Origin of the sequence: Chitinophaga vietnamensis (assembly GCF_902167635.1) — a bacterium.
GTDB lineage: Bacteria > Bacteroidota > Bacteroidia > Chitinophagales > Chitinophagaceae > Chitinophaga > Chitinophaga vietnamensis.
In genome coordinates this window covers 59,555-71,552 of sequence record NZ_CABHMS010000003.1, presented here as the reverse complement: position 1 = coordinate 71,552, position 11,998 = coordinate 59,555, and the positions used below count along the sequence as shown (strand labels likewise).

The 11,998-nt window shown below is 53.2% G+C and carries 10 protein-coding genes; all 10 read left to right on the top strand.

Features of this window, described 5'->3' with window-relative positions; translation table 11 throughout:
• The first annotated feature begins 36 nt into the window (after positions 1-36).
• The 10 genes from sufC to FPG75_RS08375 all read left to right on the top strand — a co-directional run bounded on the left by sufC (position 37) and on the right by FPG75_RS08375 (position 11,976).
• Positions 37-801: a Fe-S cluster assembly ATPase SufC gene (gene sufC, locus FPG75_RS08420; RefSeq protein ID WP_143306343.1), complete on the top strand. Its 765-nt coding sequence runs from the start codon at positions 37-39 to the stop codon at positions 799-801.
• Between the two features lie 48 nt (positions 802-849).
• Positions 850-2,169 carry a Fe-S cluster assembly protein SufD gene (gene sufD / locus FPG75_RS08415; RefSeq protein ID WP_143306342.1) on the top strand — a complete coding sequence of 440 codons (1,320 nt, stop codon included), beginning with the start codon at positions 850-852 and terminating at the stop codon, positions 2,167-2,169.
• Positions 2,170-2,178: 9 nt separating this feature from the next.
• Positions 2,179-3,426: an aminotransferase class V-fold PLP-dependent enzyme gene (locus FPG75_RS08410; RefSeq protein ID WP_143306341.1), complete on the top strand. Its 1,248-nt coding sequence runs from the start codon at positions 2,179-2,181 to the stop codon at positions 3,424-3,426.
• A gap of 10 nt (positions 3,427-3,436) precedes the next feature.
• A complete protein-coding gene (locus tag FPG75_RS08405) occupies positions 3,437-3,865 on the top strand; it encodes a SufE family protein (protein WP_143306340.1) in 429 nt (142 codons plus the stop codon).
• On the top strand, positions 3,862-4,173 hold the full coding sequence (locus FPG75_RS08400; protein WP_143306339.1) for an iron-sulfur cluster assembly protein: 312 nt from the start codon (positions 3,862-3,864) through the stop codon (positions 4,171-4,173). Before FPG75_RS08405 ends, FPG75_RS08400 begins: the two co-directional genes overlap by 4 nt.
• 255 nt (positions 4,174-4,428) lie before the next feature.
• A complete protein-coding gene (locus tag FPG75_RS08395) occupies positions 4,429-5,742 on the top strand; it encodes an SWIM zinc finger family protein (RefSeq protein WP_143306338.1) in 1,314 nt (437 codons plus the stop codon).
• The gene (locus FPG75_RS08390; RefSeq protein ID WP_143306337.1) at positions 5,742-7,220 is read left to right on the top strand and encodes a DUF5691 domain-containing protein; all 1,479 of its coding nucleotides are present in this window, start codon (positions 5,742-5,744) and stop codon (positions 7,218-7,220) included. Before FPG75_RS08395 ends, FPG75_RS08390 begins: the two co-directional genes overlap by 1 nt.
• A gap of 18 nt (positions 7,221-7,238) precedes the next feature.
• The gene (locus tag FPG75_RS08385; protein ID WP_143306336.1) at positions 7,239-8,315 is read left to right on the top strand and encodes an ATP-binding protein; all 1,077 of its coding nucleotides are present in this window, start codon (positions 7,239-7,241) and stop codon (positions 8,313-8,315) included.
• 121 nt (positions 8,316-8,436) lie between these two features.
• Positions 8,437-10,737, top strand: a complete 2,301-nt coding sequence (locus FPG75_RS08380) for a DUF5682 family protein (RefSeq protein WP_143306335.1) — start codon at positions 8,437-8,439, stop codon at positions 10,735-10,737.
• Positions 10,738-10,836: 99 nt separating this feature from the next.
• Positions 10,837-11,976: a VWA domain-containing protein gene (locus tag FPG75_RS08375; protein ID WP_143306334.1), complete on the top strand. Its 1,140-nt coding sequence runs from the start codon at positions 10,837-10,839 to the stop codon at positions 11,974-11,976.
• The last annotated feature ends 22 nt before the right edge of the window (positions 11,977-11,998 follow it).

The following is an 11,998-nucleotide window of genomic DNA, read 5'->3' as shown; positions in this document are numbered from 1 at the left end:
ATCCAGTTTACTCATACAGAACGAAATAAATCAATCATGCTGACGATTAAAAATCTGCACGCAGAAGTAGAAGGGAAGAAAATTCTGAAAGGCATCAACCTCGAAATAAACAAAGGAGAAATGCATGCCATCATGGGGCCCAACGGTTCCGGTAAAAGCTCTCTGGCATCCGTGCTGGCGGGCCGCGACAACTATACCGTTACTGAAGGGGAAGTATGGTTCAATGGTAAAAACCTGCTGGATCTCTCTCCTGAAGACCGTGCTCGTGAAGGTGTATTCCTCGCTTTCCAATACCCGGTAGAAATACCTGGCGTATCCAATATCAACTTCCTGAAAACAGCCGTGAACGAGATCAGGGCCTACAAAGGCCAGCCCGCGCTGGAAGCCAGGGAGTTCCTGAAACTGACCAAAGAAAAACAACAACTCGTAGATTTCAACGCCAACCTGATGAACCGCTCACTCAATGAAGGTTTCAGCGGCGGCGAAAAGAAACGTAACGAAATATTCCAGCTGGCCATGCTCGACCCGCAGCTGGCGATCCTGGATGAAACGGATTCCGGCCTCGATATCGATGCGCTGCGCATCGTTTCCAACGGCGTCAACAAACTCCGTGATACCGAAAAATCTTTCGTGGTGATCACCCACTACCAACGCCTGCTTGAATACATCATCCCTGATTTCGTGCATGTACTGTACAATGGCCGTATCATCAAAACCGGCACCAAAGAGCTCGCACTGGAACTGGAAGAAAGAGGCTACGACTGGCTGAAAGAAGCCGAGCACCTGAAAGAGTCGGTGTAAGGTTTTTGTGGAATTACGAATTAAGCATTTAGAATTACGGCAATAATTATGACAAGCGATATCATGATACCTTTTTACCAGGCAATAACGGAAGACGTAAATGCCTTATCGGCGCAGGTTTCGGCACCCGCACAGGACTGCCTGCATGCCATCCGCCGCGAGGCACTGGAACGTTTTTCAGCATTGGGCCTCCCCACGCTGAAAACGGAAGCATGGCGTTATACCAACATTCAACGTTTCCTGAAAGAGTATCCATATGAACTGCTGAACGGCGCTACCACCGTAGATGCCGCCATCGTGGACAAGGCCGCCATTCCCGGGCTGGACTGCTACCGCGTAGTACTGGTGAACGGTCACCTCCAGGCAGACCTCTCTACCCTGCCTTCCGGCAAAGGTATCAATACCGGCGCACTGAGCGCCAACACAGAAGCCCCCGGCTTCCAAACATGGTTCAACAAACAGCAGCACCTGGCCGGCGAATCGCTCGCGACCCTCAACACCGCCCTGTTTGCAGATGGCCTCTATATTGAATTGCAGGCCAATGCCGTGATCGACAAACCGGTTCATATCGTACACGTATATACGACAGACCGCCACGCTTTTATCCAACCCCGCCACCTGTGGGTATTGCATAAAAATGCAGCGGCCACCATCATTGAAACTACGGTACATCCAGCCACAGAGGCCGTTGCTTTTGCCAACAGCGTTACCGAAACCGTGATCGAAGAGAATGCGGAACTGTGGCATTATAACCTGCAACAGGGAGCAGACAACTTCCGCCAGGTGAACACCACCGCTGCACAACAGCAATCCAACAGCCGCTACCACCATTTCAATATCACCCTGCCGCAAACGCCGCTCACCCGTAACAACCTGAGCGTAGCGCTGCAAGGCAGTTATACGGAAACCAATCTGAATGGCCTGTACATTGCCACCGGCAACCAGCATGTAGATAACCATACTTTCATGGATCACCTCATGCCGAACTGCAACAGCAACGAACTGTACAAAGGCGTGCTGCTGGACAATGCCAATGGCGTGTTCACCGGCCGTATCCATGTGCACCAGGAAGCACAGAAAACAAACGCTTTCCAGCAGAACAACAACCTGCTGCTCGGCGCCAAAGCAGATATCAACTCGCAGCCACAGCTCGAGATCTATGCAGATGATGTGAAATGCAGCCACGGCTTCACCGCCGGCCAGTTCAGCGAAGAATCCTTGTTCTACCTGCGTTCGCGCGGTATCGGCGAGGAAGCTGCCAAAGCGCTGATGGTAAACGCCTTCTCACATGATATCACAGACGAGATTAAAATACCTGCCCTCCAACATTATGTGCAGGAAACGATCGCGGAGATCATGAACAACTAATTTTTGACGATGGAACATATTGCTAACATAGTACCCGCTACCCTGGATGTGGCCAGGATCCGGAAAGATTTCCCGATCCTGCAACAACAGGTGCATGGCAAGCCACTGGTGTATTTCGACAACGGAGCCACCACGCAGAAGCCACAGGTAGTGATAGACGCAGAGGCCCGCTATTACGAAACTTACAACAGCAATGTGCACCGGGGCGTACATCACCTCAGCCAGGTAGCAACCGATGCATATGAGCAGGCCCGTCATATTGTGGCCGGCTTCATCCACGCAGCGCATTCCCATGAAGTGATCTTCACAAAAGGCACCACCGATGGCATCAACCTCGTGGCCAACGCCATGAGCCGCCGCTTCCTGAAAGCGGGCGACAGCGTGATCATCTCCGCCATGGAACATCACTCCAACATTGTACCCTGGCAGATCGCCTGCGAAGATAATGGCGCCACCCTCAAGGTGATTCCCATCAACGACCGTGGCGAACTGCTGATGGATGCCTACGAAGCCATGCTGGACGATACTGTGAAGATCGTAGCCGTTACTTATGTTTCCAATACCATGGGCACCATCAACCCGGTGGAAGACATCATCACGTTAGCGCATGCACGAAATATCCCCGTGCTGCTGGACGCCGCACAGGCCATCCAGCACATCCCGATAAACGTGCAAGAGCTGAAACCCGATTTCCTCGTCTTCTCCGGTCATAAAATATACGCTCCTACCGGCACCGGTGTACTGTACGGCACCACCGAGTGGCTGAATAAACTGCCTCCCTACCAGGGCGGCGGCGACATGATCAAAACCGTGACCTTCGAAAAAACGGAATACAATGTGTTGCCTTATAAATTTGAGGCCGGCACACCGAATATCGCAGGCGCCATCGGTTTGGGAGCCGCCATCCAATACCTGCAACAGACAGGCATTCCGGCCATCCAGCAATGGGAAGAGGAACTCAATGCCTATGCATTGGAACAACTGCGACAGATAGACGGTATCCGCTTTATCGGTGATGCAGCGGAAAGATGCGGCGCCATCTCTTTCCTGGTACACAACATCCATCCTTTTGATATGGGTGAACTGCTGGACCAGCAAGGGATCGCTGTGAGAACAGGACATCATTGCACCGAGCCGCTGATGGACCGGTTCAAGATACCAGGCACCGTAAGGGCCTCGCTTACATTTTACAATACGAAAGAAGAAGTAGACAAACTGGTAGCCGGCATCAAAAGGGCCGCTGCCATGCTGCTGTAAACAGGCGATAATGACGATCAGGGAAATACAGGAAGAGATCATATCAGATTTTGCCGTGATGGGCAACTGGGAAGATAAATACGAGTATATCATCCAGCTGGGAAAAGAATTGCCACTCATCTCCGAAGCATATAAAACAGACGACAACCTGATCAAAGGCTGTCAGTCGCGCGTGTGGCTGCACACCGAGCTGAAAGACGGCAAACTGTTCTTCAGCGGCGACAGCGACGCAGTGATCACTAAAGGACTGGTAAGCCTGATGATCCATGTGCTTTCCGGTCATACGCCACAAGACATCGCATCAGCAGACATTTATTTCATCGATGCCATCGGTTTGCGCAGTCATCTCTCTCCTACCCGTTCCAACGGGTTATTGAGCATGCTCAAACAAATGAAACTGTATGCCGTCGCCTACCAGGCTAAAATCAATCAGTCATGAGTGAAGCAACATTAAGAGAACAGATAGAAGCACAGCTCCGTACCGTATACGATCCGGAAATTCCGGTGAATATCCTCGAACTCGGGCTGGTATACGCCATCAAGATCAAAGAGAACAACCGCATCGGCATAGACATGACGCTGACTGCACCAGGATGCCCGGTAGCCGGAGATATCATCCGGGAGGTAGATGAAAAGGTGAGAAACATAGAAGGCGTATCCGATGTAGACGTACACCTCACTTTCGATCCACCCTGGAACAAAGATATGATGAGTGAGGAAGCTAAATTAGAACTAGGCTTTTTGTGATTTAGGGATTTTTTGATTTACGGATTTACGAATTTGTTTCAAATCCATAAATCCCAAAATCCGTAAATCCGTAAATTATTTAATATGGCCCTTCAGGCGTTTGGTGCGCCTGAAGGGTTTTTTCATTCCGCAAATACAGTGCGTGATCATGGAAGAATTTGCGGAGATGAGTATTTATTTATTTGAAACAAATTCGTAAATCCGAAAATTCAAAAATTCAAAAATCTTTATTTTGTGCTCTAAAACGTTAATCCATTGAATCTATCCGAAGAACAGGTGCTGGCGATGGCGCCGGATGATTCTTCCCGCAAATCGGGTAAGGATCTCGCGAATCCGGGCAAGTGGGTAAGCATGGGTATCAGCGAAAATGCCCTGTGGGGCGAATGCCAGGGCAGCGGCAGCAAACCTTATCAGACACAGATCGATACCAGCAACCTTGCATTCAAATGCAGTTGTCCCAGCCGTAAATTCCCTTGTAAACATGGTTTAGGCCTGTTACTGCTGCACGCCAGGCAGGCGGCGCTCTTTACCCTGCAGGAGCCTCCCGCCTGGGTAAGCGAGTGGCTGACGAAACGCGCCGACAATGAACAAAAGAAAACAGAGAAGGCCACACAAGCCGCCAAACCTATAGATGAAGCCGCTCAGGCCAAGCGTCAGCAGGCAAGGCAGCAGAAAGTAAGTGAAGGCGCCGCAGAGCTGTTGCTGTGGATCAAAGATATTATCCGTAACGGCCTGCTGGGCATCCCCGAAAAAGATGGCGCCTTCTGGGAAAACATGGCCCGCAGGATGGTGGATGCACAGGCTGCCGGTCTTGCCAACATGGTACGCGAGCTGGGCAATATCCCCTTCTACCGCGAAGGCTGGCAAAGCCTTTTCCTCGATCAGCTGCTGCGCATCTATCTCACCATACAAGGCTACCAACATATCGATCAGCTCCCGGAAGCGCTACAGCAGGACATCCGCAGCCTCATCGGCTTTACGCAGCAGCAGGACGAGCTGAGAGACCAGGCCGGTATCAGCGATACCTGGCAGGTACTGGGCAAACAGGTAACGGAAGAAGATCGTCTCATCACCGAACGGTATTGGCTATACGGCGTTCATACCCGCCGCGCCGCATTGATACTGCAATTTTATGTACGTAATCAGCCGGCTACCATGCTGCCGCTCACGCCTGGCAGCAGCATCCGGGGCGAACTGGTGTTCTTCCCCTCCGCCGTACCACTGCGCGCTATCATCAGACAATTACACAGCACTACCAACGAAACGGCCTTCCATGGCTATAGTAACTGGCAGGAAGTGACGGCGGCACAAACACAGATACAGGCTACCTTACCGATGTATAACGGTCAGGTATATACGATAAAAGACCTGAAGCCGGTACAGTACCAGGGGCAGTGGTGGCTGCAAGACAGTGAACAGCAGCTGATGCGCATCGCGGATGGTTTCCGCAGCATCTGGAAACTGCTGGCCCTCAGCGGCGGGCGCCCGCTGCCAATGGCCGTCACCGGGAAAGAAACGCAATACGAGCCGATAGGCGTATGGCATCAACAGGAATATAAGTTATTATAATGCAGTTCTGGCAATCCATCATCAATACCGCCCTGATGGGCACCGGCCGCAAACCCGCTGACACTACGGGTTTCAGCGGACCATTGCAGGATGCGGCAGACAAGATACTCGGCGATACCTCGCTCGACAAAGAAGAGCAGTTCCTGCGGCTTTCCTCCCTTGCCTGGAACTATCGCCAGGCAGGCGTTAGCGCCGCTGCCGTGAAAGGCGCCATCATCACCGTATGCGAAGCAGACGACAAACCTTATACCCCTCCCGCATTTGTAAACGCACTGAAACAAGTGCTCGACACACAAAACCAGACGCTGCTGGTGATGTGGCTGGAACGCTGTGTGGAAGCAGGTTACGTGCTGTTGCCCGAATACCTGCCTCTCTTATTGGAGAAAGGCGTAAAAAATAAATCGCTGCGCACCTTGCTGGCAGCGGCTTGTGGCAAACGTGGCGAATGGCTCGGGCAATATAACAACGACTGGAATTTTTCGGTGGTGGTAGCATCACCGGAAGATCAATGGGAGAACGGTACCACTACGCAACGTACGGAACTGCTCCGCAGCGTTCGCGAAACAGATCCCGCGAAGGCGCTCTCCTGGCTGCAAGCCACCTGGCCCAAAGAAAATGCCGCTGCCAAAACAGAGCTGCTCTCCGCACTCCATACCGGCCTCAATGCCGGCGATGCGCCCTGGCTGGAGTCACTGCTCAACGAAAAAAGCAAGCAGGTGAAAGAAGCCGCTACCTCGCTGCTGACGCACATTCCCGGCACCACGCTCCATGAAAAATATTGGGCCGTGCTGGCCGCCACTTTCCAGCTGAAGAAAAAATTCCTGGGCAGCACTACCATCACCGTAGAACTGCCGAAAGAAATAGATGAAACCATATTCGCTTCCGGCATCGAGAAACTAAGCAGCAGCAAAGAGATCAGCGATGAGCAGGTCATCATCCTGCAACTGATAGAACGGGTGCATCCCTCGAAATGGATGCAGCATTTCAACGTCGATGCAACAGGCGTGATCAATACTTTCCAACAGGAAACGTTTAAAATGTACCTGCCCGCGCTGGTGCGCGCCGTTACCAGGTTCAAGGACCGCGAGTGGGCCATCACGCTGATGAACACCAGCCACATCTTCTACATCGATACCTTGCCCTTGTTACCGGCCGATCAACAGGCTTTTTACAGCAACAAGTTCTTTGATGACCTGCCGGAAAAGATGATCAAATACATCCCGCAATTCAAGCAGGAATGGAGCCTGGAGCTTACGCAGAAAGTGATGAAGTTCTGCGCCGCGCATCCTTATCAATATAACCAGCAATATCTGGCGGAATGGATCCGGCTGATACCCGCCGCCATTGAGCCTGAGCTGGCGAAGATCGAAGCGCCCAATGATATGTATAAAAGCTACTGGCAGTCTACCTGCAACTCTTTATCGCGTTTGTTGCATGCGAAGCAGCTGGTGAATCAACTGCAACTTTCCAATCACTAAAAGTAAAAATCATCCGATATGTCAGACATCTTACGCCAACATGCTGAACAGCTCTTTGCACAGGAGCTGGAAGAACTGAAAAAGCAAGATAGCGGCGCACGCCCGCACAACTGGCTCTTAACCCCGCAGGCGGTAGTCACCTACCTGATTGGTGGCAAACTGAAAAATGGATTTGAAGTAACGCCCAAATATATCGGCAACAAGCGCCTGATGGAGATCGCGGTAGCCACGCTGGCCACCGACCGCGCACTGCTCCTGTACGGCCTGCCCGGTACCGCCAAAAGCTGGGTGAGCGAGCATCTTGCGGCAGCGATCAGCGGCGACTCTACGCTCATCGTGCAGGGTACTGCCGGCACCAGCGAAGAGAGCATCCGCTATGGCTGGAACTATGCCCGCCTGCTGGCGGAAGGCCCTTCTAAAAATGCGTTGGTGGAAACGCCGGTGATGCGCGCCATGAAAGATGGCAAGATCGCCCGCATCGAAGAGCTGACGCGCATTGGCGCCGATGTGCAGGATACCCTGATCACCATCCTCTCGGAAAAAACATTGCCGGTCCCTGAGCTCAACACAGAAGTGCAGGCTGCCAAAGGTTTCAACGTGATCGCTACGGCCAACAACCGCGACAAAGGCGTGAACGAATTATCCAGCGCGCTGAAACGCAGGTTCAACACCGTGATCCTGCCGGTACCGGATTCCATGGAAGAAGAGATCGATATTGTGAGAAGAAGAGTAGAGAGCTTCGAGAAGGTGATGGAGCTCCCGGCGGAAAAGCCCGCCCTGGAAGAGATCCGCAGGATCGTAACCATTTTCCGCGAGCTGCGCAGCGGCGTAACGCTGGATGGCAAAACAAAAATCAAATCACCCGGCGGCACGCTAAGCACCGCAGAAGCCATCTCCGTGGTGAACAACGGCCTGGCACTGGCCGCCTACTTCGGCGACGGACAACTGAAAGCCGCCGACCTCGCCGCCGGCATCATCGGCGCAGTAGTAAAGGATCCCGTGCAGGACAAACTCGTATGGCAGGAATATCTTGAAACAGTAGTGAAACCGCGTGAAGACTGGAAAGATGTGTACCGCGCTTGTAGAGATTTGTGAATTTATTGATTTACGAATGGGAGAATTTAGTTACGCACTGAGTTAGCATAAATTCTCACATTCCCAAATCCTCACATTCCCAAATTCTTACATTCTCACATTCTTACATTCCCAAATTTTTATGTCTGTACATATATTAGGCATCCGGCACCATGGCCCGGGCTCTGCGAGGAATGTGAAAGCATTCCTGGAGGAGCTGCAACCGGATATTGTGCTGGTAGAAGGGCCGCCGGAAGCGGATCCGCTGACGCAATGGGTAGGCCATGAAGGCCTGCAGCCTCCTGTGGCGATCCTGACTTACCAGCCGGATCAGCCGCAGCGCGCCTCCTTCTACCCTTTCGCCACTTTTTCCCCGGAGTGGCAAGCCATGCTGTATGCCCGCCAACATAATATCCACCTGCGTTTCATGGACCTGCCCCTGACGCATGTGTTCGGGATCGACAATGAACGTGCCGCCGCCCTGGAGCAGCTGGCTAACGATAACGCACCTACGGAAGAAGCGCCTAACGTGGACGTACCTACGGAGATGGAAGCAGAAGCAGTGCAGGTAGCAACGCAGCAAGAAGATACGCTTACACCGGTGAAGATCTACCACGACCCGATGTTGTACCTCGCCGAAGCTGCCGGTTATGCCGACGGCGAAAAATGGTGGGAACATATGTTCGAATACCGCCAGCAGCAGGAGCAGGTATTCGATGCCGTACACGACGCCATGGCGGCCCTCCGCCAAGAGCTGCCCTCCCGCGAGAGCCATATGGAGCAGCTCCGCGAAGCCTGGATGCGCAAGATGATCCGGCAGGCAGAGAAAGAAATGTTCCAGCGCATTGCCGTGATATGCGGCGCCTGGCATGCGCCGGCCCTCACCGCCATGCCCAAAGCCAAAGACGATAACGAACTGCTCAAAGGCCTGCCGAAAGCGAAAGTAGATTGCACCTGGATACCCTGGACGTATAGCCGTCTCAGTTATGAAAGCGGCTATGGCGCCGGCATCCCCTCACCGGGATGGTATGACCACAACTGGCACTATCCCGGCGATGATGGCACCCGCTGGATGGCCCTGGTAGCAAAGCTTTTCAGGGAACAGCAAAAAGATACGTCCGTAGCGCATGTGATGGAGGCCGTACGCCTCGCCAACGCGCTCGCCTCGCTGCGGCACTACTCCCGCCCCGGACTGGAGGAACTGAACGAGGCCACCCTCAGCATACTTTGCAATGGCGAGCCCCTGCTGATGCAGCTCATCCGCGATGAGCTGATCGTAAGTAACCGTATCGGAGAAGTGCCTGATACCGTGCCCAAACCGCCGCTGCAAGCTGATATCGAGAAGCTACAGAAAAAGCTGCGGATGCCGCAAACGGCCGACTATAAAGACCTTCAGCTGGACCTCCGTAAAGATACCGACCTGGAACGCAGTATCTTCCTGCATCGCCTGGCATTGCTGGGCGTTCACTGGGGCAAGAAACTCGCCGCCAGCGGGAAAGGTACTTTCAAGGAACAATGGCGCCTGCAATGGGACCCTTCATTTTCTGTAGATATCATCGAGAAAGGCAGCTGGGGCAACACCGTTGAAGAAGCAGCCGTCAAATATGTAAGCCATACTGCACAGGAAGCCACCTCGCTGCCGCAGGTATGCCGTATGCTGGAAGAGGCCATCCCGGCGGAATTGCCCGCAGCGGTGGATGCGCTCATTCACCGCATCAACAACCTCGCCGCCGCCTCGGGCGACGTACTACAGCTGATGGAGGTGATACCGCCCATGGTCAACATCACACGTTATGGCAACGTACGTAAAACCGATGCCGACCTGGTGATGGGCATACTCGAGAGCATGATCACCCGCATCTGTGTGAGCCTGCCCGCCGCCTGCACCGCCCTGGCCGATGATGCCGCACAAGCGCTGCTGGACCTCTTCTTTTCCATGAATGAGGCCATTCTCTTGCTGCAACATGAAAGCCTGAGCAGTAGCTGGCAGCAGACCTTGCAGGCCATCTCCCGCAATGAACAATCAGCGCCGGTGATCGCCGGATACGCCACCCGCCTGCTGCTGGACCATAAAGTGCTCGGCGGCGAAATGCTCGTCAACATTTTCAGTGTAGCCATGTCCGTAGTCAACCCGCCGGCCCGGGCCGCCGCATGGCTGGAAGGCTTCCTGAAAGGCAGCGGCACCCTGCTGCTCGTAGATGAAGAGCTGTGGCAGATCGTAGACAACTGGGTGCAGCAGCTCGACAATGACATTTTCGTACAGGTATTGCCGTTATTACGCCGTACCTTTTCTAACTTCGCCCCTGCGGAACGCCGCAAGCTGGGAGAAAAAGTGAAAGCGGGCGGCTGCCAGTTGGCAGCGGCTGCCACCGCCATCTCAGGAATCGATGAAAGCCGCGCCGCCAGCGGGATACCGGTGGTGATGCAGCTGTTGGGGTATTGATGATTGATGATGATTGTATAGCCCCTACGGGGCTGAATATTGGCGGGTCGCATTCCGTTCCCCGGGTTTCACCCGGGTATGCGATTAAAAAATAATAACATGGACAAGGAGCAACATTTACGCAAATGGCGGTTAATACTGGGGGGAGAAAAAAATGATGGCACCGCCATCATGCTCAACAAGGAAGACCTCCAGATAGATAAAACACTGGAAGCGCTGTACGACAGCACCCGCCAGGGCGGACTGGGGCCTTCATCGCCCAATGTAAGCCGCTGGCTCGGTGATATCCGTCAGTACTTTCCGTCATCCGTAGTACAGGTGATGCAGCAGGATGCATTGAAAAGGCTCAACCTCACACAGATGCTGTTTGAAAAAGAGATGCTGGAAAACGTAGAGGCAGATGTACACCTGGTAGCTACCTTGATGTCGCTCAGCCGCGTGATACCGGAAAAGACAAAAGATACCGCCAGGCAGGTAGTGAAAAAAGTAGTGGATGAACTGATCAAAAAACTGGCGCAGCCCACACAGCAGGCTATCACAGGGAGTTTGAACCGCAGCATCCGTAACCGGAGGCCGCGGCATAATGAGATCAACTGGCATCTCACCATCAAAAAAAACCTGCAACATTACCAGCCGGACTATAAAACGGTGATACCCGAAACATTGATCGGCTATGGCCGCAAGCGCTCCTCGCTGAAAGATGTAGTGCTTTGTATCGACCAGAGTGGGTCTATGGGCACTTCTGTTGTATATTCGGGTATCTTTGGCGCAGTGATGGCCTCTATCCCTGCCGTACAAACGAAAATGGTCGTATTCGACACCGCGGTAGCCGATCTTACCGAAGAGCTGCAAGACCCGGTGGAACTGCTTTTCGGCGTACAGCTGGGTGGCGGCACGGATATCAATGCCGCCCTGACCTATTGCCAGCAGATCATCAGTCGCCCGACAGACACCGTGCTGGTGCTGATCACCGACCTGTTTGAAGGCGGCGACGAAGCTGGCATGCGCAAACGCGCTACAGAACTGGCGATGGCCGGCGTACAAGTGGTGGTGCTCCTTGCACTCAACGATGAAGGCGCCCCTTCTTACGACCACCACAACGCACAGTTCCTGTCGGAGCTAGGCATACCAGTGTTTGCCTGCACGCCCGACAAATTCCCGGACATGATGGCCATGGCACTCAGCAAGCAGGATATCGCGCAGTGGGCCGCCAAAGAAGACATCGTGCTGAAAAAATAATGAATCTATTTTTATAAACCTT

Bases quoted from the DNA above. Each gene is read 5' to 3' on its own strand.
- sufC (WP_143306343.1), top strand. From the start codon at position 37: ATGCTGACGATTAAAAATCTGCACGCAGAAGTAGAAGGGAAGAAAATT.
- sufD (WP_143306342.1), top strand. From the start codon at position 850: ATGACAAGCGATATCATGATACCTTTTTACCAGGCAATAACGGAAGAC.
- FPG75_RS08410 (WP_143306341.1), top strand. From the start codon at position 2,179: ATGGAACATATTGCTAACATAGTACCCGCTACCCTGGATGTGGCCAGG.
- FPG75_RS08405 (WP_143306340.1), top strand. From the start codon at position 3,437: ATGACGATCAGGGAAATACAGGAAGAGATCATATCAGATTTTGCCGTG.
- FPG75_RS08400 (WP_143306339.1), top strand. From the start codon at position 3,862: ATGAGTGAAGCAACATTAAGAGAACAGATAGAAGCACAGCTCCGTACC.
- FPG75_RS08390 (WP_143306337.1), top strand. From the start codon at position 5,742: ATGCAGTTCTGGCAATCCATCATCAATACCGCCCTGATGGGCACCGGC.
- FPG75_RS08385 (WP_143306336.1), top strand. From the start codon at position 7,239: ATGTCAGACATCTTACGCCAACATGCTGAACAGCTCTTTGCACAGGAG.
- FPG75_RS08380 (WP_143306335.1), top strand. From the start codon at position 8,437: ATGTCTGTACATATATTAGGCATCCGGCACCATGGCCCGGGCTCTGCG.
- FPG75_RS08375 (WP_143306334.1), top strand. From the start codon at position 10,837: ATGGACAAGGAGCAACATTTACGCAAATGGCGGTTAATACTGGGGGGA.